Origin of the sequence: Actinomadura barringtoniae, assembly GCF_017573505.1 — a bacterium.
Taxonomy (GTDB): Bacteria; Actinomycetota; Actinomycetes; order Streptosporangiales; family Streptosporangiaceae; genus Spirillospora; species Spirillospora barringtoniae.
Genome location: NZ_JAGEOJ010000028.1, coordinates 109,681 through 135,065, shown reverse-complemented (window position 1 = coordinate 135,065; position 25,385 = coordinate 109,681). Strand labels below are relative to the sequence as shown.

At 72.6% G+C, this 25,385-nt stretch carries 29 protein-coding genes and 1 tRNA gene; 16 read left to right on the top strand and 14 right to left on the bottom strand.

Annotation, left to right across the window (positions count from 1 at the left end; genetic code table 11):
* The 6 genes from kamD to J4573_RS47255 all read left to right on the top strand — a co-directional run.
* On the top strand, positions 1–1,586 hold a 1,586-nt coding region (gene kamD / locus J4573_RS47280), incomplete at its 5' end, for a lysine 5,6-aminomutase subunit alpha (RefSeq protein WP_208262978.1).
* Positions 1,583–2,404 carry a lysine 5,6-aminomutase subunit beta gene (gene kamE, locus J4573_RS47275; RefSeq protein ID WP_208262977.1) on the top strand — a complete coding sequence of 274 codons (822 nt, stop codon included), beginning with the start codon at positions 1,583–1,585 and terminating at the stop codon, positions 2,402–2,404. The genes kamD and kamE, both read left to right, overlap by 4 nt.
* The gene (gene kal / locus J4573_RS47270; RefSeq protein WP_208262976.1) at positions 2,401–2,805 is read left to right on the top strand and encodes a 3-aminobutyryl-CoA ammonia lyase; all 405 of its coding nucleotides are present in this window, start codon (positions 2,401–2,403) and stop codon (positions 2,803–2,805) included. Before kamE ends, kal begins: the two co-directional genes overlap by 4 nt.
* A gap of 562 nt (positions 2,806–3,367) precedes the next feature.
* A complete protein-coding gene (gene lnt / locus J4573_RS47265) occupies positions 3,368–4,996 on the top strand; it encodes an apolipoprotein N-acyltransferase (protein ID WP_208262975.1) in 1,629 nt (542 codons plus the stop codon).
* A gap of 5 nt (positions 4,997–5,001) precedes the next feature.
* Positions 5,002–5,742, top strand: a complete 741-nt coding sequence (locus J4573_RS47260) for a polyprenol monophosphomannose synthase (protein ID WP_208262974.1) — start codon at positions 5,002–5,004, stop codon at positions 5,740–5,742.
* A gap of 154 nt (positions 5,743–5,896) precedes the next feature.
* Positions 5,897–6,436 (top strand): FxsA family protein, encoded by a 540-nt coding sequence (locus J4573_RS47255; RefSeq protein ID WP_243774720.1) that lies wholly within the window; start codon positions 5,897–5,899, stop codon positions 6,434–6,436.
* A 188-nt stretch (positions 6,437–6,624) separates the two neighbouring features.
* Here J4573_RS47255 and J4573_RS47250 read toward each other — a convergent pair whose 3' ends face one another.
* From J4573_RS47250 to J4573_RS47240, 3 genes are all read right to left on the bottom strand, one after another.
* Positions 6,625–6,969 carry an RNA polymerase-binding protein RbpA gene (locus tag J4573_RS47250; protein WP_160827007.1) on the bottom strand — a complete coding sequence of 115 codons (345 nt, stop codon included), beginning with the start codon at positions 6,967–6,969 and terminating at the stop codon, positions 6,625–6,627.
* A gap of 127 nt (positions 6,970–7,096) precedes the next feature.
* Entirely contained in the window at positions 7,097–7,717 is a 621-nt protein-coding gene (locus J4573_RS47245; protein WP_208262973.1) for an ATP-dependent Clp protease proteolytic subunit, read from the bottom strand.
* Positions 7,717–8,274 (bottom strand): ClpP family protease, encoded by a 558-nt coding sequence (locus J4573_RS47240; protein ID WP_243774749.1) that lies wholly within the window; start codon positions 8,272–8,274, stop codon positions 7,717–7,719. The genes J4573_RS47245 and J4573_RS47240 overlap by 1 nt, the downstream gene beginning before the upstream one ends.
* 189 nt (positions 8,275–8,463) lie before the next feature.
* Here J4573_RS47240 and J4573_RS47235 point away from each other — a divergent pair, with 189 nt between their 5' ends.
* Positions 8,464–8,745: a type II toxin-antitoxin system Phd/YefM family antitoxin gene (locus tag J4573_RS47235; protein ID WP_307797491.1), complete on the top strand. Its 282-nt coding sequence runs from the start codon at positions 8,464–8,466 to the stop codon at positions 8,743–8,745.
* A 71-nt stretch (positions 8,746–8,816) separates the two neighbouring features.
* Here J4573_RS47235 and J4573_RS47230 read toward each other — a convergent pair whose 3' ends face one another.
* Together J4573_RS47230 and J4573_RS47225 are read right to left on the bottom strand one after the other, a co-directional pair.
* The gene (locus tag J4573_RS47230; protein WP_208262972.1) at positions 8,817–10,004 is read right to left on the bottom strand and encodes an MFS transporter; all 1,188 of its coding nucleotides are present in this window, start codon (positions 10,002–10,004) and stop codon (positions 8,817–8,819) included.
* A gap of 6 nt (positions 10,005–10,010) precedes the next feature.
* Positions 10,011–10,817 (bottom strand): glycerophosphodiester phosphodiesterase family protein, encoded by an 807-nt coding sequence (locus J4573_RS47225; RefSeq protein WP_208262971.1) that lies wholly within the window; start codon positions 10,815–10,817, stop codon positions 10,011–10,013.
* 105 nt (positions 10,818–10,922) lie between these two features.
* On the opposite strand from J4573_RS47225, the gene J4573_RS47220 reads away from it, so the two are divergent.
* Positions 10,923–11,141, top strand: coding sequence for an EF-hand domain-containing protein (locus J4573_RS47220; RefSeq protein ID WP_208262970.1), 219 nt, complete (start codon positions 10,923–10,925; stop codon positions 11,139–11,141).
* 66 nt (positions 11,142–11,207) lie between these two features.
* Here J4573_RS47220 and J4573_RS47215 read toward each other — a convergent pair whose 3' ends face one another.
* Both J4573_RS47215 and J4573_RS47210 read right to left on the bottom strand, forming a co-directional pair.
* Complete coding sequence (locus J4573_RS47215) at positions 11,208–11,789, bottom strand: TrmH family RNA methyltransferase (protein WP_208262969.1); 582 nt, start codon at positions 11,787–11,789, stop codon at positions 11,208–11,210.
* Complete coding sequence (locus J4573_RS47210) at positions 11,786–12,412, bottom strand: class I SAM-dependent methyltransferase (RefSeq protein ID WP_208262968.1); 627 nt, start codon at positions 12,410–12,412, stop codon at positions 11,786–11,788. Before J4573_RS47210 ends, J4573_RS47215 begins: the two co-directional genes overlap by 4 nt.
* A gap of 158 nt (positions 12,413–12,570) precedes the next feature.
* On the opposite strand from J4573_RS47210, the gene J4573_RS47205 reads away from it, so the two are divergent.
* The gene (locus J4573_RS47205; RefSeq protein WP_208262967.1) at positions 12,571–13,359 is read left to right on the top strand and encodes a rhomboid-like protein; all 789 of its coding nucleotides are present in this window, start codon (positions 12,571–12,573) and stop codon (positions 13,357–13,359) included.
* Here J4573_RS47205 and J4573_RS47200 read toward each other — a convergent pair.
* The 3 genes from J4573_RS47200 to J4573_RS47190 are packed head-to-tail and all read right to left on the bottom strand — an operon-like array spanning position 13,356 to position 16,329.
* The gene (locus tag J4573_RS47200) at positions 13,356–14,303 is read right to left on the bottom strand and encodes a VWA domain-containing protein (protein ID WP_208262966.1); all 948 of its coding nucleotides are present in this window, start codon (positions 14,301–14,303) and stop codon (positions 13,356–13,358) included. The genes J4573_RS47205 and J4573_RS47200 overlap by 4 nt on opposite strands.
* A complete protein-coding gene (locus J4573_RS47195) occupies positions 14,300–15,322 on the bottom strand; it encodes a DUF58 domain-containing protein (protein WP_208262965.1) in 1,023 nt (340 codons plus the stop codon). The genes J4573_RS47200 and J4573_RS47195 overlap by 4 nt, the downstream gene beginning before the upstream one ends.
* Positions 15,319–16,329 (bottom strand): AAA family ATPase, encoded by a 1,011-nt coding sequence (locus J4573_RS47190; protein ID WP_208262964.1) that lies wholly within the window; start codon positions 16,327–16,329, stop codon positions 15,319–15,321. Before J4573_RS47190 ends, J4573_RS47195 begins: the two co-directional genes overlap by 4 nt.
* A gap of 187 nt (positions 16,330–16,516) precedes the next feature.
* Here J4573_RS47190 and J4573_RS47185 point away from each other — a divergent pair, with 187 nt between their 5' ends.
* From J4573_RS47185 to J4573_RS47175, 3 genes are all read left to right on the top strand, one after another.
* Positions 16,517–17,278 carry a hypothetical protein gene (locus J4573_RS47185; RefSeq protein ID WP_208262963.1) on the top strand — a complete coding sequence of 254 codons (762 nt, stop codon included), beginning with the start codon at positions 16,517–16,519 and terminating at the stop codon, positions 17,276–17,278.
* Positions 17,279–17,350: 72 nt separating this feature from the next.
* Positions 17,351–18,010, top strand: a complete 660-nt coding sequence (locus J4573_RS47180) for a LysE family translocator (RefSeq protein WP_208262962.1) — start codon at positions 17,351–17,353, stop codon at positions 18,008–18,010.
* Positions 18,011–18,065: 55 nt separating this feature from the next.
* Positions 18,066–19,715 carry a DUF885 domain-containing protein gene (locus J4573_RS47175; RefSeq protein WP_208262961.1) on the top strand — a complete coding sequence of 550 codons (1,650 nt, stop codon included), beginning with the start codon at positions 18,066–18,068 and terminating at the stop codon, positions 19,713–19,715.
* A 17-nt stretch (positions 19,716–19,732) separates the two neighbouring features.
* On the opposite strand, the gene J4573_RS47170 is transcribed toward J4573_RS47175, so the two are convergent.
* Together J4573_RS47170 and J4573_RS47165 are read right to left on the bottom strand one after the other, a co-directional pair.
* Positions 19,733–20,650, bottom strand: a complete 918-nt coding sequence (locus tag J4573_RS47170; RefSeq protein ID WP_208262960.1) for an alpha/beta hydrolase — start codon at positions 20,648–20,650, stop codon at positions 19,733–19,735.
* Between the two features lie 80 nt (positions 20,651–20,730).
* Complete coding sequence (locus tag J4573_RS47165) at positions 20,731–21,375, bottom strand: alpha-ketoglutarate-dependent dioxygenase AlkB family protein (protein ID WP_208262959.1); 645 nt, start codon at positions 21,373–21,375, stop codon at positions 20,731–20,733.
* Positions 21,376–21,399: 24 nt separating this feature from the next.
* Here J4573_RS47165 and J4573_RS47160 point away from each other — a divergent pair, with 24 nt between their 5' ends.
* Entirely contained in the window at positions 21,400–22,182 is a 783-nt protein-coding gene (locus J4573_RS47160) for a leucine-rich repeat domain-containing protein (protein WP_208262958.1), read from the top strand.
* Positions 22,183–22,206: 24 nt separating this feature from the next.
* On the opposite strand, the gene J4573_RS47155 is transcribed toward J4573_RS47160, so the two are convergent.
* Complete coding sequence (locus tag J4573_RS47155; RefSeq protein WP_208262957.1) at positions 22,207–23,145, bottom strand: NADP-dependent oxidoreductase; 939 nt, start codon at positions 23,143–23,145, stop codon at positions 22,207–22,209.
* Positions 23,146–23,261: 116 nt separating this feature from the next.
* On the opposite strand from J4573_RS47155, the gene J4573_RS47150 reads away from it, so the two are divergent.
* The 3 genes from J4573_RS47150 to J4573_RS47140 all read left to right on the top strand — a co-directional run bounded on the left by J4573_RS47150 (position 23,262) and on the right by J4573_RS47140 (position 24,192).
* Positions 23,262–23,693, top strand: coding sequence for a winged helix-turn-helix transcriptional regulator (locus J4573_RS47150; protein WP_208262956.1), 432 nt, complete (start codon positions 23,262–23,264; stop codon positions 23,691–23,693).
* A gap of 181 nt (positions 23,694–23,874) precedes the next feature.
* Positions 23,875–23,947 (top strand) — tRNA-Arg (locus tag J4573_RS47145).
* A gap of 32 nt (positions 23,948–23,979) precedes the next feature.
* A complete protein-coding gene (locus tag J4573_RS47140; RefSeq protein ID WP_208262955.1) occupies positions 23,980–24,192 on the top strand; it encodes a hypothetical protein in 213 nt (70 codons plus the stop codon).
* 16 nt (positions 24,193–24,208) lie between these two features.
* On the opposite strand, the gene J4573_RS47135 is transcribed toward J4573_RS47140, so the two are convergent.
* A complete protein-coding gene (locus tag J4573_RS47135; RefSeq protein WP_208262954.1) occupies positions 24,209–25,360 on the bottom strand; it encodes a glycoside hydrolase family 183 protein in 1,152 nt (383 codons plus the stop codon).
* Positions 25,361–25,385 lie beyond the last annotated feature (25 nt).

Here is a 25,385-nt window from a genome sequence, read left to right as displayed (position 1 = left end):
CCGAACCGCCGCCCGCGGACGCTTTCGGAGCCTCGGCCGCGGACGGCCTGGCCGCGCGCGCCGCCGAGCCGATCATCGAGATGGCCCGGACCCACACGACGGTCTCGGTGGAACGGGCGCTGCTGCGGCTGGCCGGGCTGGCCGGTGCCGACAGCGAGGGCAGACCGTGGGCCAACCACCTGGTGGACGCCGTCCGCGCCCAGGTGGGCCTGGAGAACGGCGTCGCCCTTCCCGTCTGGGACGCGCTGCTGGCGGGCCCGCACGGGTCGCTGGTGGAGCTCGCCGAGGCCGCCGCCCGGGGGCGGGTCTCGTTCCGGCTGCCGGGCGGCGGCGACGCCGACAAGGCCCGCGAGGCCGCCCGCATGGCGGCGCGCGGCGGGATCTCCCTGATCGACCACCGACGCGCCGAACGCGACAAGATCATCGGTGAGGTCGGCGACCCGGCCCAGCCCTGGATCTATCTGATCGTGGCGACCGGCGACATTTATGAGGACATCCCGCAGGCGCAGGCGGCGGCGCGTGAGGGCGCCGACGTGGTCGCGGTGATCCGTTCCACCGGGCAGTCGCTGCTGGACTTCGTTCCCGAGGGCGCGACCCGCGAGGGGTACGCGGGCACCTACGCCACACAGGAGAACTTCCGGCTGATGCGGGCGGCGCTGGACGACGTGTCCCGCGAGCTGGGCCGCTACGTGCGGCTCACCAACTACGCCTCGGGGCTGTGCATGCCCGAGATCGCCACGCTGGCCGGGCTCGAGCGCCTGGACATGATGCTGAACGACTGCATGTACGGGATCATCTTCCGCGACATCAACCCCCGCCGCACGTTCATCGACCAGCGCTTCTCCCGCCAGATCCACGCCCGCGCCGGCATCGTGATCAACACCGGCGAGGACAACTACCTCACCACCGCCGATGCCGTGGACGCCGCCCACACCGTCGTGGTCAGCCAGCTGCTGAACGAGCGGTTCGGGCACGAGGCGGGCCTCAGCGACGCCCTGCTCGGCCTCGGCCACGCCTTCGAGATCAACCCGCAGATCCCCGAGTCGTTCCGGCTGGAGCTGGCCCACGCGCAGCTGGTGCGGGAACTGTTCCCCGACGCGCCGCTGAAGTACATGCCGCCGACCAAGCACATGACCGGCAACATCTTCGCCGGCTACCTGCTGGACGCCTTCTTCAACCTCGCCGGGGTGATGACCGGCCAGTCGATCATCCTGATCGGGATGATGACCGAGGGCATCCACACCCCCTGGCTGTCGGACCGCGACCTGGCCCTGGAGAACGTCCGCTACGTCCGCGACGCGGCGGGCGGCCTGGCCGACGACTTCGTGCCGCGCCCCGACGGGTTCATCGTGCAGCGCGCCCGCCAGGTCATGTCGGAGACGATCGAGCTGCTGGAGCGCATCAACGACGACGGGCTGCTGCGCGCCATCGGCGAGGGGACGTTCGGCGTGACCCGCCGCCCAGCCGACGGCGGCAAGGGCCTGGACGGCGTCATCGAACGCGCCGACGACTACTTCAACCCCGCCATCGAGATCCTCGACACCGAAGATCCGCACGATCACACGGAGCAGGAGGTGACGGCATGACCATCGAGAGCCCGAGCGGCGCCACCGGCACCGAGACCCCGGCCGAGCCCGCCGACACCCGGCAGGTGATCCGCCCCTACGGCGACACCACCGGCGACGGCATGGTCCAGATGTCCTTCAGCCTGCCCGTGCCGGCCGGCAAGCGCGCCGAGGCGGCCGCGCTGCAGCTGGCCGCCAAGATGGGCCTGGACCCCGCCAGCGTCGTGCACGCCAAGCCGATGGGCCCCGACTTCACCTTCTTCATCGTCTACGGCCGCGTCGGGCACCTGATCGACTACGCGAGCATCCCGGTGCCCGAGGGCCGCGAGTACCCGCTGCTGACCGCCAAGGAGGTCAACCTGGCGATCCGCGAGACCCTGAACCGGCGGCTGGTCGTGGTCGGCGCCTGCATCGGCACCGACGCCCACACCGTCGGCATCGACGCGATCCTCAACGTCAAGGGCTTCGCGGGGGAGAAGGGCCTGGAGTACTACCGCGAGATCCAGGTCGTCAACATGGGCGCCCAGGTCACCGTGCCCGAGCTGGTCGAGCGCGCCAAGGCCGACAACGCCGACGCCGTGCTGGTCTCCCAGGTCGTCACGCAGAAGAACGCCCACCTGCACAACACCAAGCAGGCCGCGGCCGCCTTCCACGCCGAGTACCCCACCGCGGTCGCCGCCGGTATGGGCCGCCCGCTGCTGGTGGTCGGCGGGCCGCGCTTCGACACCGTCACGCCGCAGGACCTGGGCGTGGACCGCATCTTCGGCAAGGGCACCACGCCCGCCGAGGTCGCCAGCTACCTCGTACACGCGCTGCTGCCCAGGGAAGGACGTTCATGACCGGTTCGCTGGAGGGGCTGACGGTCACACACCGCCGGTACGTGCCCTACGCCCACGCCCACTACGCCGGGAACCTGGTCGACGGCGCCTACGTGCTGAGCCTGTTCGGCGACGTGGCGACCGAGGTGTGCATCCGCACCGACAACGACGAGGGCCTGTTCGCCTCCTACTCCGACGTCCAGTTCCGGGCGCCACTGCGCGCCGGGGACGTGGTGGAGATGACCGGGACCGTGACCCGGGTCGGGCGCCGCAGCCGCACGATCGACTTCGAGGCGCGGGTGGTGTGCCGGGGCCGGCCGGACAAGGGCGAGTCGGCCGCCGAGGTCCTCGCCGAACCGGTCATCGTGGCCACCGCGACGGGAACGGTGGTCGTACCGGCGCCGCCACCTGCTCAGTTGTGACCCCTGTGACCACCGTGATTTGCCGACGACCTGCGATCATGGTTCGGAGCTGGTGAAAGAGGGGGTCGCCGCAGAACGTGAAGCGGTTGACAACCCCCTGGAAGTCGGTAGTTTTGCTGCAGTCCAGCACGGGACTCACCGATCGGCCGCTCCAGGCGCCACCGGACCGCGCCGAGACGGGGCGAGCAGGAATCTCTCCCTCGCATCGTCCGAGCCAGGTGTGGTGACCGGCGCCGCGTCAAGGGCGGAGCCGCCCGATCGGGCGGGGGGCTGGACCCGGGAAGGGCCCGGACATCCAGTAGAAAACGGTGCTTCGTTCTCACCGCCTGTGGGACGACTCCGGCCCGATGGATGTCACGGGCCCTCTTCCGTGTCCAGGGCCTGAACCACCCCCGCTCCATCTCCCCCCCCGGCTCCAGCTCCCCGGCGGCTCGTCTGCGTTGTACGGGCTCGTCTGCGTTCGTTCCCCGCCCGGCCGGGCACCCGGGCGGGTCTGTGGTCGCCGTGGACGGCCTGGCCGGGTAGCGTTCCGGCCAGTGGTCGTGACGAACGAGGAGACGATGTGGCGCAGGAGACGCTCCCGGACAGCCCCGCGGCGCCGGAGGCCGCCGGGGCCGCCGTGCGTCCGGGTCGGCGCGACCGGGTGAGCGGGGCGCTGCGGACGGCGGGCCGGGCCGGCTGGACGCGCACCCTCGCCGCGGTCGCGGCCGGCCTGATCATGTGGCTGGCGTTCCCGCCGATCGACTGGTGGCCGCTCACCCCCGTCGGCGTCGCGGTGTTCACGCTGGCGCTGCGCGGCCTGCGCCCCCGCACCGCCTGCTGGGTCGGGTTCGTCGCCGGCGCCGCGTTCTTCCTGCCCGTGCTGACCGGCATCGCCAAGATCGGCCCGGACGGGTGGATCATCCTGAGCCTGGTCCAGGCGCTCTACTTCATCCCGCTCGGCGCCGGCGTCGCCGTGGTGACCCGGCTGCCCGGGTGGCCGGTGTGGACCGCCGCGCTGTGGGTGGGGGAGGAGATGCTGCGCGGGCACGTCCCGTTCGGCGGGTTCCCCTGGGCGCGGCTGGCCTTCAGCCAGACCGCCACGCCCCTCACCCACTACGCCTCGGTCGGCGGCGCGCCGCTGGTCACCTTCCTGACGGCGCTGATCGGCGGCATGCTGGCCTACGGCGCCGCCGCGGTCCTGCAGCGCGGCGAGGATGCCGACCAGCCCGCCAAGGCCCTGGTCAGGCCGCTGGCGATCATGCTGGGTGGTCTCGTGGCGGTCGTCGGCGCCGGGATCGCCATCCCCGCGCCGACCGCCGGACGCCCGATCACCGTCGCGGTCGTCCAGGGGAACGTGCCGCGCCTGGGCCTGGACTTCCTGGGCCAGCGCAAGGCCGTGCTGGACAACCACGTCAAGGAGACCCACAAGCTCGCCGAGGAGATCCGCGCGGGCAAGGTCGCCCGGCCGCAGCTGGTGATCTGGCCGGAGAACGCCAGTGACCTGGACCCCTACGCCGAGCCGGACGCCTACACCGCCATCGACGGCGCGGTCCGCGATATCGGCGTCCCGGTGCTGGTCGGCGCGCTGGTCGACACGCCCGACGGCAAGCACGTGGAGAACCGCGGCATCGTCTGGGACCCGCGCACCGGCCCCGGCAACTATTACGTGAAGCGGCACCCGGTGCCGTTCGGGGAGTACCTGCCGTTCCGCGAGATCCTCACCAAGCTGATCAAGCGGTTCGACCGGATCCCCCGCGACTTCGCCAAGGGCAAGCGGTCGGGCGTCATGCGGCTCGGCCCGGTGAACATCGGCGACGTGATCTGTTTCGAGGTCGCCTACGACAAAGAGGTCCGCGACGTCGCCAAGGGCGACATCATGGTCGTGCAGACCAACAACGCCACCTACGGCAAGACCAGCCTTCCACCGCAGCAGATCGCGATGTCCAGGCTCCGGGCGGTCGAGCACGGCCGCACGGTCCTGGTCGCCGCCACCAGCGGCATCAGCGCGATCGTCGCCCCCGACGGGCGGATGATCTACCGGTCGAAGGAGTTCGTGCCGGACGTGGCGGTCGCGAGTGTGCCGGCGCGCACCTCGACCACATTGGCCGACCGGCTCGGGGCGGGGCCGGACTGGGCGCTGACGCTGCTCGGCGTCGCCGCGATCGGCGCCGCCGTCTGGACCGCGCGCCGCAAGAACGAGGGGAAGTAACACCGATGGAGATCCCAGCCGAGCTCGGCCGGGTGCTCGTGATCATCCCGACCTACAACGAGCGGGACAACCTCGAGCGCATCGTCGGCAGGGTCCGCGAGGCCGCGCCGCCCGTGGACGTGCTGGTCGTCGACGACGGCAGCCCGGACGGGACCGGGGACCTGGCCGACGGGCTCGCCGAGACCGACGACCACGTCAAGGTCATGCACCGCACCGCCAAGAACGGCCTGGGCGCCGCCTACATCGCGGGGTTCCGGTGGGCGTTCGAGCACGGCTACGACGTCATGGTCGAGATGGACGCCGACGGCTCCCACCAGCCCGAGGAGCTGCCGGTGCTGCTGTCGGCGCTGACCGACGCCGACCTGGTGATCGGCGCCCGCTGGGTGCCCGGCGGCAAGGTGCTGAACTGGCCCAAGTCGCGTGAGGCGCTCTCGCGCGGCGCCAACACCTACTCGCGGCTGATGCTGGGCGTCCCGCTGCACGACGCCACCGGCGGCTACCGGGCGTTCCGCGCGGCGACCCTGCAGAAGATCGACCTGGACACGGTGGACTCGCGGGGCTACTGCTTCCAGATCGACCTGGCGCTGCGGGCGCTGCGGCAGGGCCTGAAGGTCGTCGAGGTCCCGATCACCTTCGTGGAACGGACCCACGGCACCAGCAAGATGAGCCGCGACATCATCGCCGAGGCTATGTGGCGGGTCACCCGCTGGGGCGTGTCCGACCGCGCGGCCAAGCTCCGCCGCTAGCGGCGAGGCGGTCCGGGCTGTCCGGGCGGCACGGGCGGCCGGCACGGGCGGGTGGGGCTTGGCGGGCTGCGCCGTCGGCGAACGGGGGAAACGTTCGGCCACTTACCGGCGTTGAACCAGGCGTATACCTCCCCGCTAGACGAAGATGGTCGCCATGCTGCCGCTGTTCCTGGTTCTGGCCTTCCTGCTCGTGCCGATCCTGGAGATCTACGTGATCATCCAGGTGGGTTCGGTGATCGGCGGGTGGGAGACGGTCGCGCTGCTGCTGGCCGAGAGCCTGCTCGGCGGCTGGATCGTGCGCCGCGAGGGGCGCCGGGCCTGGCGGGCGCTGCAGGACTCGCTGCAGGGCGGGGTGATGCCCGACCGGCAGCTGGCCGACGGCGCCCTGGTGCTGGTCGGCGGTGTGCTGCTGCTGACGCCGGGGTTCGTGACCGACGTGTTCGGGTTCCTGTTCGTGCTGCCGTTCACCCGGCCGCTGGTGCGGCGGGTGCTGGGCGCGTACGCGGGCCGCCGCATCAAGGCCGCGCAGTCGCGGGCGGGCGTGTTCCCGCCGGGGATGGCCGGCGGTCCCTTCGACCCGTTCGGCGCCGCTCCCGACGCCGAGGGGCGTCCCGGCGGCCCGCAGGGCGGTGTGGTGCGCGGCGAGGTGATCCACGACGAGGATCGCGCGCCGGAGAACGGCAAGACCTCCTGAGTCGCACGCGCCCGGCGATTCCCCCGAGGCAGGGCATTGCCTTACTGTGTAAAGGTGCTGCGCCGTATGGCGTGCCGCCATACGGCGGAAAGACCGGCACAGGCCAATCCTCCGGCAACGTGAACGGGCCCGCACCACAAGAAGTGGTGCGGGCCCGTCTCGTCGAAGCGGCCTCGGCTTCAGTTAGTTCATGCGGTCTTTCTGCGGCCTGCCCGCAGGATCGCCAGGCGCTCGGCGAGAACCTCTTCCAGGTCCTCCAGCGTCCGCCGTTCCATGAGCATGTCCCAGTGAGTACGCGGCGGCTTCCCCTTCTTGGCTTGGGGAAGTTCACCGTCCACTCGCAGGGCGGTGGCGCCGCAGCTACGGCATTCCCAGGTCATCGGCACCTCGGCCTCAGCTGCGAGCGTCACGGTGAACCGGTGGCCCTTGGTACAGGTGTAGTCCACCTCTTGCCGAGGGGCCAGATCGGTGTTGCGATCGTTCTCGTAGCTCGTAGCTCCGAGTCGGGTGCCGCGAAGTGCGCGCTCGGCCATCGTCACGTGCCTCCCAGACGGCTTGCGGTCTTGTACTGACCAACGCTGGATACCGCTACAAGATTCCCGCCTCCGCCCGGATCCAACCCTGTGGTTTCGGCCGTCCTGGGCCGCCCGGAGAAAACCTTCAGCGCAGGGCGGCCTTGCGGGAGGTGAGGACGTGGTCGATCAGGCCGTATTCCAGGGCCTCGGCCGCGGTGAAGAACCGGTCCCGGTCGATTACGGCCCTCACCTCGTCGGCGCTCTTGCCCGTCGCGCGGGACAGGATCTCCTCCATCCGGTCGCGCATCCGCAGGATCTCGCGGGCCTGGATCTCCATGTCGCTGGACTGGCCGCGCATGACGTCGGTCGCCGGCTGCTGGAGCAGGATCCGGGAGGAGACCAGGGCGGCCCGTTTGCCGGGGGAGCCCGCCGCCAGCAGGATCGCCGCGGCCGAGCCCGCCTGCCCGACGCAGGTGGTCTCGATCTCGGGCCGGATGTAGTCCATCGTGTCGTGGATGGCCAGCATCGCGGTCAGGGAGCCGCCGGGGGAGTTGATGTAGAGGTTGATCGGCCGGTCGGGGTCCATGCCCTCCAGCGCCAGCAGCTGGGCGGTGACGTCGTTGGCGGCGGTGTCGTCGACCGGCGTGCCGATGAAGACGATGCGCTCCTCGAACAGCTTGTTGTACGGGTTCATCTCCTTGACCCCGTAGGAGGTCCGTTCGACGAACGAGGGGAGCACGTAGCGGGCCTCGTTGCGGATCTCCATCAGGACCCCACCCGGTCGGTGCTGTCGACGACGTGGTCGATGAAGCCGTACTCCAGCGCCTGCTCGGCGGTGAACCAGCGGTCCCGGTCAGAGTCGGCCTCGATCCGCTCCAGCGGCTGCCCGGTGTGGAAGGCGGTCCGCTCGGCGGTGACGCGCTTGAGGTAGAGCGACTGCTCGGCCTGGATCTTGATGTCGGAGGCGGTGCCGCCGATGCCGCCGTGCGGCTGGTGCATCATGATCCGCGCGTGCCGCAGCGCGTAGCGCTTGCCCGCCGTGCCCGCGCACAGCAGCGACTGCGCCATGGAGGCGGCCATGCCGAGCGCCACGGTGGACACGTCGTTCGGAACGAACTGCATCATGTCGTAGATCGCCAGCCCGGCGTCGACCACGCCGCCGGGGGAGTTGACGTAGATGGTGATGTCGCGCCGCTCGTCCTCGGCCGACAGCAGCAGGAGCTGCCCGCACACGCGGTTGGCGAGCTGGTCGTCGATCTCCTGCCCCAGGAAGATGATCCGCTGGCGCAGCAGCCGCTCGTACAGGTGCGCCTGCTCCAGCATCGGCGCCTCGGCGACCTTGGCGTTCACCCGCGGCGCGTAGGTCTCTCCCACCCCGCCCGGAACCAGCATGGGCCTCTGCTCGTCCACGTTGCACTTCCCTTCGGTCTGTACGCTCGGTACCAAACGTACAGTTCGAGAAAAGTGAAGGCGAGGGAGGTTCGCTATACGATGAATCTCGTGGATGTGCCGGTGACGGAAGCTCGAGCCCAGTTCGCGGATTTGGTCAACCGGGTCGCCTACACCGGCGAGCCCGTGATCCTCAAGCGCCGCGGCCGGGTGATGGCCGCGCTCGTGTCGCCCGAGGACCTGGAACTGCTGGAGCAGGTGAAGTCCGGGCGGATCGATGTGACGCAGATCGGCTCGGCGGTCCCCGAGGAGCAGTCCGGGATCTCCCGGCCGCAGACGCAGCCGATGCGCATCGCGGCCGAGTACCGCCCGGGCGGGCCGCAGCGCCCCGGCTTCGGCCGCTGACCGGGATCAGGTAGCCCGCCGGGGCCAGTACGGCCAGCACGACCCTGAGCGGCTCGAGAGGCGCCTGGCGGTCAGGGGCCTCGGACGGTGAACGCGGCGGCCAGCGCGAACGCGCCCACCGCCGTGAGGGCGGCGAGGGCGCCGCCGGACCCCAGATCGAAGAGCCGCCCGATGATCAGCTCGGCGGCGAAGGAGAACACCCCGGCCAGACCCGCCATGACGCCGTAGTAGGACCCGAAGCGCTCGGGCGGTGCGTGCCGGGCGGCCCGCTGGAAGATCGACGGCTGGATCAGGCCGTTGGAGACGCCGTTCAGCACCGCCGCGACCATCAGCGGCCAGGTCTGGGCGCCGTCCAGCGGCGCGAGCACGAAGAACGCGGCGGCGGCGCACACCAGCCCCGCCCGCAGTACCCAGGGCCGCTCGCCCCGGTGGCCTGCGGCGACGAACGGCTGGGCGGCGGCCGCGATCGCGGCCAGGACCGAGAACGCCACGGTCGCGACGGCCGACCCGAAGCCCAGCAGCGGCACGGCGGTCATGATGTGGTTGGCCAGCAGCGTGGTCGGCGCGACCGCGATGGCGAACAGCATGAACCCGCGGTCGGCGAGCACCGCCTTCAGGCCGGTGAGGGCGCCCTGGGCGGCGCCGCGCAGCCGCGCGGGCTCGGTCACGGTCCTGGGCACGAGCAGGAACAGTCCCCCGCAGACCAGCCAGAGGGCGGCGGACGCGCCCGACAGCAGCGCGAACCCGGGCCCCAGGGCCAGCAGCGCCAGGCCGATCGGCGGGCCCGCGACGGTCGCGACGTGCTGGGCGGCGACGAACGCGGCGAATCCCCGCGAGCGGTGCTCGGGGGAGACCCCGGCGAGCAGGCTCTGGGCGGCGGGGTTGGTGAGCGCGCCGCCGACGGCGATCAGCACGGCCGCCGCCAGCAGCGTCCCGACCCCGTTCGCCAGGCCCAGCAGCCCGAACCCGCCGGCCCGCACCACGCAGGCGATCGAGCCGGTGCGGCGCGCGCCGAGCACGTCGGTGATCGCGCCGACCGGCAGCAGGAGCCCGAACTGCAGCCCGGTGCGGATGCCCAGGACCAGCCCGATCGTGCCCGCCATCAGGCCCAGGTCGTGCTTGAGGTGGGCGACCAGGTGCGCCATCACCGAGAAGTAGCCCAGGCACGCGGCGAGCTGGACCCCGACGACCGTGACGATCACGCGGCGGTCGGAGGGGCGCGCGGCGGAACGCGGGGGAGCGGTGGCGGCGAGGGTCATCCGGGCCTAGGGGAGCGGGGTGGGGCGGGGCCACAGGCCGCGGGCGGCCATGACGTGCCGGAGGGTGACGAGCTCGTCGGACATGATCCCGTCGATGCCCAGGTCCAGGAGGCGTTCCATCACGGGCGCCTCGTTCACGGTCCAGGCGTGCACCTGCAGGCCGAGCTCGTGCGCCTTGACGATGAACGCCTCGGTGACGAAGGGGAGCGGGCCCAGGCCGTAGGGGACCTGGGCGCAGGCGACGCCGGTGGCGGCCAGGCGGACGAGCTTGCCGGTGGGGCCTCCGTAGGACTTGGCGCGCAGGGCCATCACGCCGCGCGGCCCGAGGGCCATGCAGACGTCCTGGTCGGTGTACAGGGGCAGGCGGGCGCGCATCTGGGCCAGGCGGCGGGTGGAGAAGGAGGTGATGCACACCCGGTTCCAGGCGCGGGTGCGGTGCAGGGTCTCGGCGAGGGGGCCGATGACGGGCGCGTCCTTGAGGTCGATGTTGACGCGGGCGTCGGGCCAGGACCCCAGGACGTCCTCCAGGCGCGGGACGGGTTCGGTGCCGGCGATGCGGGCCTTGGCGACCTCGGTCCAGGGCAGCCGGGAGATGACGCCGTCGCGGTCGGTGACGCGGTCCAGGGTGCGGTCGTGGAAGGCGACCACGACGCCGTCGGCGGTGGCGTGGGCGTCGGTCTCCAGGTAGCGGTAGCCCAGGTCGATCGCGCGCTGGAAGGCGGCCATGGAGTTCTCCGGGCGGCCGGAGGCGCCGCCACGGTGGGCGAACGCCAGCGGGCCCGGGTGGTCGAGGAATTCGTACGAGCGCGGCACTCACCCGATTATGGCGGGCTTCGCCACCACAGGTGACCTTACTGTGTAAAGCCGGTGGGCGGTGCTACCGTCCTCGCGCTACCAGGAACCGAAGGGACTCAAGCGATGGCAGACGCGAACGAGTACAAGGCGACGTTCGAGATGGTGGACGTCGACGGTGACGGCTACATATCGCCCGCCGAGCTGGAGAACCTGATGCGGGCGCTCGGCCAGGAGATCTCCTCGACCCGGGCGATCGAGGTCGTGGTCGCGGCCGACGGCAACCGCGACGGCAAGATCTCGTTGGAGGAGTTCGCCGAGCTCATGAGCCGCTCTGCGCTGTGACGTACCGCGTCGGCGGAACGCTCTGACGGGCTCCGCCGACGAGCGGACGCCGGCGACGCCGGGCGGCTAACGCGCGTCGCCGGTGGGCGGTTCGGCGGCCCATTCGCGGCGGCGGGCCTCGGCGAGCGCGATGGCGGTGGCGACGGCGACGTTGAGGGAGCCGACGCGGCCGATCTGCGGGATGTAGGCGACGGCGTCGGCCGCGGCCAGCAGCGCGGCCGAGCAGCCGTGGTCCTCGCCGCCGACCGCCAGGCACACGTCGCCGTCCAGGGGCGCCTCGTGCAGCGGCACGGCGTCGCCGGTGAGCTCGATCGCGACCAGCCGCATGCCCTCCTTGCGTACGGCGGCGGCGGCCTCGGCGGCGGTCCCGGCGTGCTCCCAGTCGACCAGCCGCTCGGTGCCGAGCGCGGTCTTGTTGACGTTGCGGTGGTCGGGCTCGATGGCGTTGCCGGCCAGCCACAGGTGCTCGACGCCGAACACCGCGGAGCTGCGGATGATCGAGCCCATGTTGAACGGCTGGGTGACCGACTCCACCAGCAGGCCCAGGCGCGCCTCGGTGCGGCGCCGCCAGTCGCGGTTCAGCCGCTTGACGTCGGTCGGGCGCAGCTGCTTGCGGGGCTGCGGCTGGTTGCGGGGCGGCTGGGTCATGAGTCGGAGCCTTCGGTGCGGGTGACGGCGGTGCGGGTGACGGCGAGGACGCGGTAGGCGGAACGGGACGCGATGCGCTCGGTGGGGTAGCCCTGCTGGTCGAGCCAGCGGTGCAGGGAGTCCGAGCCGAGGTGTTTCTGGACGACCAGGTGGGCCAGGCCGCCGGGCTGCAGGCGGGGGAGCCAGGTGAGCAGCAGGTCGTGCAGGGCGGCCTTGCCGATGCGGATCGGCGGGTTGGACCAGATCGCGGCGAAGGTCAGGGCGGGGTCGAGCTCGTCCGCCAGACTGAACCTTACGTTGTCAAGGCCGGCGGTGGTGGCATTGCCCGCCGCCAGGTCGAGCGCGCGGGCGTTCACGTCCACGCCGAAAACGCTCGCCTGCGGCGAGCGGGTGGCCATGGTGAGGGCGATGGGGCCGTAGCCGCAGCCGATGTCCAGCAGGTTCCCGGTGGCGGGCGGCGGGGGCACGGTGTCCAGCAGCACGCGGGTGCCGGCGTCGACGCGGTCGGGTGAGAACACCCCGCGGTCGGTGCGCAGGCGCAGGTGCAGGTCGGGCAGCACCAGGTCGACGGTCTGCGGCCGGCTGGCGGCGTCCGGGTCGGACGCGAAGTAGTGTTCCCCCACGTCGGCCGACCGTATCAGCGCGGGACGGGTGCCGTTGCGCGAGTGTCGTTGCGCGGTGGCGGCGCCGGGCGGTGAGATGGTGCAGTCCGCGGGTGGGGCGGACTGCGGCGGCGAGCCGATGATCGCGCGGGGGCGTGATGTTCTCCAGAGGGTGTCTGTTGGCGGGCCTGGTGGCGGTGGCCGCCTGGTACGTGCTGTGCGGGCTGAGCGGCCGGGTCGGCTGGGCGGGCCGCCTGGTGGATCGGCTGTCGCCGTGGACGCGGTGGCTGCACGGGTGGGTGCTGTCGGCGCCGGCGACGTTCACCTACGTCGCGATGTTCACCGGGTCGACGCTGGTGCAGACCAGTGCGCCGCCGCGGCTGATCGATCTGCTGACGACGCTGCAGAGCACCAATCTGCGCAACCTGGCGCGGGCGCCGCTGTCGTCGCTGTTCGACAGCATGCTGTGGGTGGCCGACCGCGGCGCGGGCCTGATCCTCTACATCGCGCTGTACGTGACGGTGGTGGCCTGGGGCGAGCGGTTGTACGGCACGCCCCGGATGATCGTCATCGGGCTGTCAGGGCACGTTCTGGGGTCACTGCTGACGGCGGCGGTGGAGACGCGGGCGCTGGAGACGGGCCGGGCCCCGGCGCGGCTGGCGATCACCACCGACGTCGGCGTCAGCTACGTGATGGTGGCCGGGTGCGCGGCGGCGGTGCTGCTGATGCGCGGCTGGTGGCTGCTGGCGGGGATCGCGGGCCTGCTGGTGGGCATCGTGCTGCCGGTGATCGTGCTGCACACGCTGTGGAACCTGGGGCATTTCTTCGCGACCTCGTGCGGCCTGGCGGTCGCGTTCCTGCTGCTGCGCGCCGCGCCGCCGCGAACGCCCCCGGACCTGCGCGGGTGCCTGCCGCCGCGTACGGCCGCCCATCAGGCGCACACCGCCCCTGAGGGCGGCGCCTCCTAGGGGAGGCGGGAGAACCAGGCCAGGGACGCGCCGCCGGCGGCGAGCGCGAACAGCAGCGCGATGCCGATGAAGCGGGCGGACACGTCGCGGTGCTCGGTCTTCCAGCCGAGCGAGCTGCCGATGTTGGCGTAGACCTCCGACAGCTGGGTGCTGTCGGCGGCCTCGTAGGCCTTGCCGTCGGTGCTCTCGGCGAGGCTGCGCAGGGTCTCCTTGTTGACCGAGACGCTGGTGGTCTCGCCCTCGATGTCGACGGTGCCATACGGGGTGCCGAACGCGATGGTGGAGACCGGGACGTGCGCGGCGCGGCTGGCGTCGATGGCCTCCTGGACGGTGCGGCCGGTGGTGTTGTCGCCGTCGGACAGCAGCACGATGTGGGCGGGCGGCGGGTCCTGGCTGGCCTGGGAGTCGAAGGAGCGGACGGCCTGCAGGCAGGTGAACACGGCCTCGCCGATGGCGGTGCGCTTGGCCAGCACGAGCTGGTCGATGGCGTTGTCGGCGGCCTGCCGGTCGGCCGAGGGCGCGGAGATGACGTTGGCGCTGCCGGCGAAGGACACCACGCCGACGTTGAAGCGGCCGGGCAGGTCGTGGATGAAGCGCTTGGCGGCGTCCTTGGCGGAGGTGATCCGGTCGGGCGCGACGTCCTTGGCCATCATCGACAGCGACACGTCGATGGCGACCATGATGGTGGCGCGGTCGCGCGGCACCTTCACGGCGGTGGCGGGCCGCGCGAACCCGAGCATCATGAGCGCGAGCATCGCCAGGAACAGCCCGGCTGCGACGTGCCGGCGCCATCCGGGCCGTTTCGGCGCGACCTGCGACAGCAGCGCGAGGTTGGTGAAGCGGACCGCGTAGTTGCCGCGGCGCATCTGCAGCAGCACGTACACCGCGGCGATCGCGGGCAGCAGCGCGATCAGCCAGAGCCGTTCGGACGACAGGAAGGTCATGTGCGCACCCCTCCGAGGCTGCGGCCGGCGGCGCGGCGCTGGCGCAGGGCGAAGCGGGCGACGTCGGCGATCCAGTCGCGGTCGGTGCGCAGCACCAGGTGGTGGACGCCGCAGCGGCGCAGCGCGGCCCTGGTGCGTTCGCGCTGGGCGGCGGCGGCCGCGGCGTACTCGCGGCGGACCCGTTTGGACAGCACGATCTCGTGGACGGCGCCGGTCTCGGGGTCGGTCATCTCGACCAGGCCGACGTCGGGCAGGTCCAGCTCGCGCGGGTCGATGATCTCGACGGCGAGAACCTGGTGGCGGGCCGCCAGGCGGCGCAGGGGCCGCTCCCACGCCGGGCCGGTGTCGGTGCCGGAGACGGCCGGTGCGGCGGGGTCTGCCGCGGGGTCGTCGTCGGGGGCGGGGTCCAGGAAGTCGGAGATGATGACGCGCAGGCCGCGGCGGGTCTGGCCGCGGTCCAGGGAGGTGATGGCGCCGGGCAGGGTGGGCGCGTCGAAGGCGGCGTCGCCGGGCTGTGCGGGCGGTGCGTCCAGGACGGCCTGCAGGGTGGCATACAGGGCGGCCTTGCCGGTGCGGGCGGGGCGGCGCTGCAGCCCGTCGGGGCGCAGCAGGTAGGCGCCGACCCGGTCGCCCAGGCGCACGGTGAGGAACCCGACGGCGGCGAGCGCGGCGACGGCCAGGTCGCGTTTGACCATGGCGCCGGTGCCGAAGTCCATGCTGGGGGTGATGTCCACCAGCGCCCAGGCCTCCAGTTCGTGGTCGGCGATGAGGTCGCGGACGTGGGGGGTGGTGGTGCGGGCGGTGACGGCCCAGTCCATGTGCCGGACGTCGTCCTCGCCGGGCTGGTAGAGGCGCGCCTCGGCCAGTTCGGTGCCGGGTCCTGGGATGAGGCCCAGGTGCTCGCCGTTCAGCAGCCCGTCCAGGCGCCGCGTCACCGACAGCTCCAGGCGCCGCAGCGTGCGTTCGGGCGCGAGCTCGGCGAGCTTGCCGCCGCGTCCGGCCCGGCGCGGGAAGCTCATCGGGCGACCGCCACTCCCTGGTTCCAGACCACGCGGGGCGGCGGTACGGCGGCGAGGATCTGGGAGATGACCTCGCCGGTGTCGACGCCGTCGGCGACCGCGTCGAAGGTGAGGACCAGGCGGTGGGACATGACGTCGCGGGCGACGGCGCGCACGTCGTCGGGCAGCACGTAGTCGCGGCCGTTCAGCAGCGCCAGGGCGCGGGCGGCCGACACCAGGCCGAGGGTGGCGCGGGGGCTGGCGCCGATCTCGATGACCTTGCGCAGGTCGGGCAGCCGGTACTGGTCGGGTTCGCGGGTGGCCATGACCAGGCGGACGATGTAGTCGGCGACCAGTTCGTGGACCGAGACCTCTTCGGCGGCGCGCTGCAGGGTGGTCAGCTGGCCCGTGTCCAGGACCTCGGTGGCCTCGGGCGGGTCGACGCTCATGCGCTGCAGGATCTGCAGTTCCTCGTGCGCGCCGGGGTAGTGCACGTCGATCTTCATCAGGAACCGGTCGCGCTGGGCCTCGGGGAGGGGGTAGACGCCCTCGGACTCGATGGGGTTCTGGGTGGCCAGCACGATGAACGGCTTGGGCAGCGGGTAGGTCTTGCCGCCCAGTGACACCTGCCGTTCGGCCATGACCTCCAGCAGCGCCGACTGGACCTTGGCGGGCGCGCGGTTGATCTCGTCGGCGAGGACGAAGTTGACGAAGACCGGGCCGAGCTCGACGTCGAACTGCTCGGTGGAGGGGTGGTAGATGCGGGTGCCGACGATGTCGGAGGGCACCAGATCGGGGGTGAACTGCAGGCGGGCGAAGCTTCCTCCGACGACCTGGGCCAGTGTCCCCACGGCCAGGGTCTTGGCGACGCCGGGGACGCCTTCGACCAGGCAGTGTCCCTTGGCGAGCAGGGCGACGACCATCCGCTCGACCATGTGCTCCTGGCCGACGATGACCTTCTTGACCTCGGCCACGGTGTGCTGCAGCAGCGCAGCGGCCTTGTCGACATCGTGGGTGGCGACGGTCATCAGGGAGTCCTCACTGTCCTCCGGTGCGGGCAAGGGCGCCTTTCGACCCTACGTGATCACATCTACCCATTAGCTCGGTATCCCCACGCGATCAGCTGTGAGGCGGCTGGGAACCGCCTGGGAGTACGGGCCGCGCGGGGGCCGTGGGGTGATCCGCGTGGGGGGCGCTGTTGTTAGTGTGGCGGCCATGTCCAGGCCGTTGCCACCGGGTGACCCCGACCATCTGGGGCCGTACCGGCTGTCGGCGCGCCTGTCGGAGTCGCCGGCCGGGATCGTCTACATGGCCGAGGACTCGGGCGGCGGGCGGGCGAGCGTGGCGGTGCTGAACCGGGGCGCGGCGGCCGACGCGGCGGCGCGGGACCGGTTCCGGGCGGCGATCAACGCGGCGCTGCCGGGTCCGGGCAATCCTCCCGATTTCGGTGTTGAGGGGCCGTCGCCGGTGGTGGCGGCGCAGCCGGAGGGCCCGGCGCCGTGGGTGGCGGTGCGCTATGACTCCGACCGGCCCGACCGGCAGGGCGCGGAACGGTTCCTGGACTCGGTGCTGCTGGAGGGCTCGTTCCGTGGCAGGTGGGGGCGGCGGCGCGGCCCGCAGTTCCAGCCGTACTGGCTGGGAGCCGACGGGCCGGCGCTGGAGGCGCCTCCCGCTCCGCAGGTGCCGCAGGCGCCGCCTGAGCGCCGCGAGAAGGGCCTGGTCGCCGCGATCTTGACGTTGGCGGCGGTGCTGGCGGTGGTGGCGCTGCTGATGCTGGTGCTGTTCGCCTGCGAGCCGGACGTGAAGGACCCGCCCAAGCCGCCGCCCGAGCCGACGCCGACCCAGCCCGCTCCCTCGCCGCCGCCAACGACCCGGGTGCCGCGGCCGAGCCCGGCGCCGACCACGCCCGTCCCGTCCTCGCCGGGCACTCCGCCCGACGACGGTGGCGATGACGGCGGAGGCGGCGGCCCCGTCTGAACGGCCCGGTCGGCAGGGCGTCCATTGTGAAAGGTGTTGCGGCGCTGCGGGCCGGTCGGTGAGGGTGTGGGCATGCTGCAGAGCCTGATCGCTTTCGTCGGCGCCGCGTTCCTGATCGCGATGGCGCCGGGTCCGAGCACGGTGGTCATCATGCGCCAGTCGATGCGGTCGGGCCGCCGCGCGGGGCTGGTGACGACGCTGGGGAACGAGACGGGCGTGCTGGTGTGGGGCGTGGCGGCGGCCGTGGGCCTGTCGGCGCTGCTGGCCGCCTCCCAGATCGCCTATGACGCGCTGCGGATCATCGGCGCCGCCGTTCTGGTGTACTTCGGCGCCAAGGCGCTGTGGCAGGCCCGCAAACGCGGCGCCGACCAGACCGAGACCGGGGCCGGGGCGTCCGCCGATGCGGCCACGGAGGAGGTGCGGGCGGACTGGTCGCCGTGGCGGTGCTTCCGGCTGGGGCTGGTCACCAACTTCGCCAACCCCAAGGCGGGCGTGTTCGCGGTGTCGTTCCTGCCGCAGTTCGTGCCGCAGGGCGCGCCGGTGCTGTGGATGCTGCTGGCGTTCTCGGCGATGTGGGCGCTGATCGACCTGGTCTGGTACACCGGCGTGGTGTGGCTGGTGTCGGCGGCGCGGCGGCTGATGAACCGGCCCACGGTGCGGCGCCGCCTGGACCAGGTGTCGGGTGTGGTGCTGGTCGGTCTCGGGCTGCGGCTGGCCGCCGAGGCCCGCTAGCCCGCTGGTCGCGTTCGGGTGTCGGTGAAGATCGCCGCCGGTCTAGCCTGGTGTGATGACCGCACTGGATGACCTCGCCGACCGGTACGTGGACGAGTTCGCCGCGCTGGACCCGTGCCGGGCGGCGATGATGGGGATCGCCGGGCAGGACGCGCGCCTCACCGACTACGCCCCGGACGGTTTCGCCGCGCGCGCCGACCTGTCGCGCCGGACACTCTCTGAGCTGGCGGCGACGCCGGTGGAGGGTGAACGCGACCGGGTCGCCGCGGGCGTGCTGCGCGAGCGGCTGCGGGTGGAGCTGGCGCTCGAGGACGCCAAGGTCAACGACAGCTTCCTGGACACCACCGACGGGCCGGTGCAGCGGCTGCGCCAAGCGGTCGAGGTGCTGGACACCGGTGCGGCCACCGACTGGGACGCGGTCCTGGGGCGCCTTGAGGCACTGCCGGGCACCCTGTCGGGCCTGCAGGTCAGCCTGGCGCGGGCACGCGAGGACGGGCGGGTGTCGGCGCGCCGCCAGGTGGTGGGGAACGCCGAGGAGAGCCGCCAGGTCCCGGCCTACCTGACCGGGCTCGCCGAGCGGGCGGGAGAGGGGCCGCTGGGCGGTGCGCTGCGCAAGGCGGCGGAGGCGGCGGGACGTGCCTGGGCCGAGTTCGCCGCGTTCCTGGACGCCGAGGTGGCCCCGCACGCGCCGGGCAAGGACGCGCTGGGCGCCGAACGGTACCGGCTGGGCGTGCAGGAGTTCCTGGGCACCCACCTGGACCTTGCGGAGACCTACCAGTGGGGCTGGGAGGAGCTGGCGCGGGTCGAGGCGCAGATGGCGGCGGCCGCCGAGCAGGTCCTGCCGGGGCAGGGCGTCGCGGCGGTGCGTGCGGCGCTGGACGCCGACCCGGCGCACCGGCTGCCGGGCGCGCAGGCGTTTCGCGACTGGATCCAGGAGCTGGCCGAGCGGGCGATGGCCGACCTGGACGGAGTGCACTTCGACATCCCGCGGCGGCTGCGCACCATCGACTGCCGCCTCACCCCGGTCGCCTCGGGCATCTACTACCTGGCGCCCGCCGAGGACGGTTCGCGGCCGGGCACGGTGTGGTGGTCGCTGGACCGCGCGCAGGAGGAGGTGGTGACCTGGTCGGTGCCGGCGACGATGTTCCACGAGGGCGCCCCGGGCCATCACCTGCAGCTGGGCACGACGACGTTCAACACCGCCACCCTCAACCGGTTCCAGCGGACCGCGTGCGAGTTCTTCCCCGGCCACTGCGAGGGGTGGGGGTTGTACGCCGAGCGGCTGATGGACGAGCTGGGCCTGTACGCCGACCCCGGGCACCGGTTCGGGATGTGGGCGGGCGGCCAGCAGTTCCGCGCGGCCCGCGTCATCGTCGACATCGGCATGCACCTGGAGCTGGAGATTCCCAAGGGCACCGGCTTCCACGAGGGTGAACGCTGGACGCCTCAGCTGGGCCTTGAGTTCCTGGGGCTGCACAGCGGCCCGGACCTGGCGCCGCAGCTGCAGTTCGAGATCGACCGCTACCTGGGGCGGCCCGCGCAGGCGATCGCCTACAAGGTGGGGGAGAAGGCGTGGCTGGAGCTGCGCGAGGAGGCCCGTGGCCGCGCCGGCGCCGCGTTCGACCTCAAGGACTTCCACCGCACGGCGCTGGACCTGGGGCCGATGGGCCTGGACATGCTCCGCGACGAGCTCGCCCGCGCCTGAGCGCCTTTCCCTGGGTCCTAGGTGAGGGTGGTGTGGACGGCGGCGCCGAGCTCGGCGATCACCTGCGCGGGGCGGCGCGCGAACGAGCCCCAGCCCAGGAAGCCGTGGTCCAGGCCCGTTCCGGCGACGAGCGTGGTGGGGACGGCGGCCTCGCGCAGCCGCGCCGCGTACGCCTCGCCCTGGGGGCGCAGCCGGTCGTGCTCGGCGGTGGCGATGACGGTGGGCGGCATGCCGGTCAGGTCGGGCGCCAGCAGCGGTGACACCTCGGGCAGCGTGCGGTCGGTGTCGTGCAGGTACAGCTCCAGGACGCGGTCGAGGCTGTTGGGCGGGATCGGCAGCCCGTCGGGGTCGGGCAGGTCCGGCGGTACGGCGCGCAGGTCGACGGCCGGGTAGATGAGCACCTGCGCGGCGGGCGCGGCCGGGGTGGTGTGCAGGCGCCAGGATGTCGCGGCGGCCAGTTGCCCTCCTGCGCTGTCTCCGGCGATGCCGAGCCGTGCCGGGTGAAGGCCGAGGTCTGCGGCGTTCTCCCGGACCCAGGTGTAGGCGGCGGTGGCGTCGTCGACCGGGGCGGGGAAGGGCGCCTCGGGCGGACGCCGGTAGTCCACGGACACGACCGCGACGCCGCAGGCCAGGGTGAGGGCGCGCGCGACGGGGTCGTAGGACTCCATGTCGCCCAGGATCCAGCCGCCGCCGTGGAAGAACACCAGTCCCGGCGCCGGGGCGGCTGCGGCGTCGGGCCGGTAGAGGCGTGCGGGGAGGGGACCGGCGGGTCCGTCGATGGTGAGGTCTTTGACGTGGCCGACGGCGGGGCGGGGGAGGCGCGCCAGTTCCTGCACGGCTGCCGCGCGTACCTCGGCGAGGCGCCTGCGGCCGGGCGGCGGGGACTGCGCGCGGTGGGAGCGGATGTAGGCGAGGTAGTCGGGATCACGACCCATCCTTGAACCTTACTTTGTCAAGGATTGAGGCGGGAAGGGCACTTCGCGGCTGCTGGCAGCCGACGACAAGACAACAACCCTCAGCTGCGGGGGAGTCCGGACTCGCGGAGAGTGATGTTGAGGCGTCCGCCGTCCAGGCCGATGCCGCCGGGACCGGTGCCGGGCAGGATCTTGGTGACGCCGTGGTACACCAGCCGCGACGGGCCGCCGAACACCAGCAGGTCGCCCGACTCCAGGTGCAGGTCGGTCCAGGGCCGGCCGCGGCCGGCGGTGTTGCCGAGCCGGAACACGCCGGTGTCGCCGAGGCTGAGCGACACCACCGGGGCCATGCTGCGCTCGTCGCGGTCCTGGTGCAGGCCCATCTTGGCGGTGTCGTCGTAGAAGTTGACCAGGGCGACGTCCGGTGCGTAGCCGCCGTCCTGCCCGTAGGAGTCGGTGACGGCGCGGCGTCCCAGCTCGGTCAGCAGCGGCGGGAACGGCTTGACCGGCTCCCCGCCGACCTCGCGCACGTACCGGTAGGGCTCCCAGTGCCAGCCCAGGCACACCGTCCGCACCGACATCACGCCGCCGCCGGGCAGCCGGATGTGCCGCATGCCCGCCGGTGGCCGCGCCCACTCGCGGCACGCGTCGACCAGTTCGGCCTGCCGGTCGGTGTCCAGCCAGCCGGGGATGTGCACCACGCCGTCGGCGGGTTCGCCGCGTGGCCGGGGGATGAGCGCCGTCATGGCATCCACCGTAGGGTGGCGGCCGTGGATGACGAGGTGCGGCTGCGGCGCACCGGGCTGACGGCCGTGCCGGACAAGGCGTGGCAGGTGCCCGGGCTGCGCGTCCTGGACGTCGGGGAGAACGAGCTCACGCGCGTACCGGCGCGGCTGACCGAGCTGACGGCGCTGCGGGAGCTGTACGTGGACGGCAACCGGCTGCCCGGCCTCCCGCCGGTCGCCACGCTGCCGCACCTGACGGTCCTGGATCTGAGCCGCAACGATTTCGTGGCGCTGCCGGACGGGCTGGGCGCGCTGACGCGGCTGCGGTACCTGTACGCGGCCGGGATGCGCATCGACTCGCTGCCTCCCGACATCGGCGACCTGGTCGAACTGGCCTACCTCAACGTCGGCGGGAACGCCCTGACCGCGTTGCCCGCGCAGGTGGGGCGGCTGGCGCGGCTGCGTGACCTGCGGGTGACCGGCAACCACCTCACCGCCCTCCCCGACGCGATCGGCGCCCTGGCGGGGCTGCGGGAGCTGCACGTGGAGGCCAACCACCTCACCGGCGTGCCCGGCACGCTCTCCGGGTTGGGGGAGCTGCGGGTGCTGAACCTGCGCACCAACCACCTGACCGCCGTCCCCGAACAGGTTCGGGACCTGCCGGAGCTGCGGCACCTGGACCTGCGCGCCAACCAGGTGAGCGACCTGCCCGGCTGGATCGCCGAGCTGCCGGCGCTGGACAAGCTCGATCTGCGCTGGAACCCCCTGACGCCGCCACCCGCCCTGGTGGCGGCGCTGGAGGCGCGCGGCTGCGTCGTCTACGCCTGAACGTTGTCGTCTACGCCTGAACGTTCACGGCGTGAGGATCAGGCGTCCGCGCAGGCCGCCCTCCTGCAGCCGCTGGTGGGCGTGTGCGGCGTCCTTGAGCGGGAGAACGTCGGCGACGCGCATCGTGAGACGTCCTGAGGCGGCGAGCTCTGAGATCTGGGTGAGCTGGTCGCCGTCGGCGCTGATCCACACGTTCGTCACGCGGGTGCCGCGCAGCGGGAAGGGCGCGCCGCCGCCCACGACGGCCACGAACGCGCCGCGGTTGCGGACGGCCTCCAGCGCGCGGGCGCCGATCACGGCGGCGTCCAGCGCGCCGTCGACCCCGCCGGGCACGTGCGCCCGCACGTCGGCGGGCAGATCGGAGGTGGTGCGCGGCACGAACCAGGTCGCGCCCAGGCCCCGTACGAACGCCTCGTCGGCTGCGGCGGCGGTCGCGGCGACGCGCAGGCCGCGCTGGGCGGCCAGTTCGACGGCGTAGGCGCCGAGGGCTCCGGCCGCGCCGGTGACTAGCAGCGTCGCACCTTCCGGGAGGTCGAGGGTGTCCAGGGACTGCCATGCGGTGAGGGCGTTGAGGGGGAGGGTGGCGGCCTGCTCGGGCGGGACCCCGGCGGGTGCGGGCGCGACGGCGGCGGCGTCGAGGACGAGGTGTTGCGCGTAGGCGCCGAGGGGGACGTCGAGGCGGTCGCGCAGGCCGATGACGGCGTCGCCTGCCGCGAACGCGGTGACGCCGGGTCCGGTGGCGTCGATGGTCCCGGCGGCGTCCCAGCCGATGCCGATGGGGGAGCGTTCGGCCATGAGGCCCGCGCGGGTGAGGTCTCCGGTGCGGGTGGCGGCGTCGACGGGGTTGACGGCGGCGGCCTGGACGCGGATGCGGACCTGCCCGGGCCCGGGGTCTGGGGTGGGGACGTCGTGGTGTTCCAGGACGTCGGGTCCGCCGAAGGCCCGGACGATGACGGCGCGCATAAGGGACTCCTAGCTTGTGGTGGTTTGTGGGGTGTTGATGTCCGCAAACCTACGGAGAGGTACTCTCCATCGGTAAGTAGGCACCTGGAAGTGCGTACCGTTCGCGAAGGAGAGCCATGGCGACCAGGACCGCGGCGCAGCGGCGCGAGCAGGCACGTGCGGCCTACGACGCCTACCTGGCCGACTGCCCGGCGCGGCAGCTGCTGGACCGCATCAGCGACAAGTGGGTGACGCTGGTGGTGTCGGCGCTGGCGGGCGGTCCGCGCCGGTACGGGCAGCTGGCGAGCCAGATCGCCAGCATCAGCCAGAAGATGCTCACCCAGACGCTGCGGAACCTGGAACGCGACGGCCTGGTGTCGCGGACGGTGACGCCGACGGTGCCGGTCCGCGTCGACTACGAGCTGACGCCGCTCGGCCTGGGCCTGCTGCCGGTGATCGCGGCGGTGAAGGGCTGGGCCGAGGACAACATGGACGACGTGCTGGCCGCCCGCGACGCCTACGACACCGGAAAATCCGTTGAAACCGTGCCGGGCTCCCGGGCATCCTGAGGATCAGAACGCAAACCACGAGCACGAGAAGCAGGTAGGAGGGATCCGGGACATGAGCACTCGACGGCGTCGCGACACGCGTCCCGGACGGGCGATCCCCTGACCCCTGCCTGACAGAGGCAAAGGCGGCCCCTTCCGGATTCCGGAACGGCCGCCCTTTTCGTTGTGGCCTTGTCTTCCTCTCTCCGTAGCTCAGGGGACAGAGCGCCGGCTTCCGAAGCCGGGCGCCGCAGGTTCGAATCCTGCCGGAGAGACCCATCCCAGACACCCCGCAAGGAGCATCACCATGTCCCGCAACACCCGGATCACCCGTGCCCGGCTGCGCCGCGACCCCGAGCTCGCGCGGCGCCTGGCGCGCCGCGCCGAGCCGAACCCGCTGCGGCGGGTGCGGGTCGCGTGCTGCCCCGGCTGGCGCCGCGACCCGCACGCGGCGGTCGGCGACTGGGTGTGGTGCGAGGAGCACGCCGACTTCGGCCGCGTCGTCGAAGTCGCCGCCTGAGCCCGCAGACCGCGGCTCACCAGGGGACGGCGCGGACGCTGAGGTGGTGCTCGGCCGGGTTGTAGTACGACATCAGCAGGTCATCGCGGGTGCTGAGCTCGGGATGACCGATGTAGGCGCGGCACAGGTCCACGCCGCTGCCGCCCGCGCACGGCATCCGCCCGGTCCGCGTGACCCGCCACGGCCCTTCGGGGGTGGACGCCTGCCAGATCCGGTAGCTGCCGGCGATGTCGGGCTGCTCGATCAGCACCAGGCCCTTCCCGGCGGCGGCGAAGTCCTCGACGTGCACACCTGTCGGCGCGGCGCCGGGCACGACCGGCTGCGCCTGTGAGGCGTCGGGCGTCCATCCGAACGGGCCGCGGTAGGTGTAGGCGGACGGGTTCTGCCACGCGCCGGGGTCGGCGGGCACCCGCGCGAGGGTGACCCGCCCGCCCTGGCAGGTGCCCGCGACGGGTACGTCGCAGCGGTAGGCGTACAGGTACAGGTGGCCGCGCCAGAACACCGGCGACCCGAGATTCAGCTGGAACGGCAGCCCGCCGGGGATGAAGAACAGCCGTTTCTGCTGCGTGAGGGTGTTGGTGGCGGGCCGGTACCGCGCGATGCCGAACCCTTCGGGGGTGATGGTCTGCCCGTTCACGCACACGTCGGTGTAGGTGAGCAGCAGGTCGGCGGTGCCGGGGATGCGCGCGGCCCCCGCCACCCACGACGCGCTGTAGGCGACCCCGGAAACGGTGCACGGTGTGCCGCTGCCGGGGATCGTCAGGCCCGGTGGTGTGCCGAGCAACGGTTGCGGGGGTCCTTCGGGGCGTACGGCCTGGATGGGCGGCTGGGGGATCTCGGTGAGGCGCGTCGGTACGCGCCCGGGCGTGTACGTGCCGGCCGCGGCGGTCGAGCCGAGCCACATCCCGGGTGTGGTGCCCTTCCACACCGAGTCGCAGAACAGCCACAGGCTGCGTCCCGCCGCGGCGGGGTCGGGGACGCTGAATCCGCAGTCGCGGATGATGGCGTTGCGGGGACCGGCCGTCTCGTACCGCGACAGCACCCGCGCCGGGGGAGCAGAGTCACCCGGCGGCGGCGCGGAGGAGGGGCCGATCACCGCGATGACGGCGGCGACCGACACCACGGCGGCCGCGGCGGCGACCGCGACACCGCCCCGTGGACGCGGCATCGCACCTCCCGGCCGGGGGAACCGT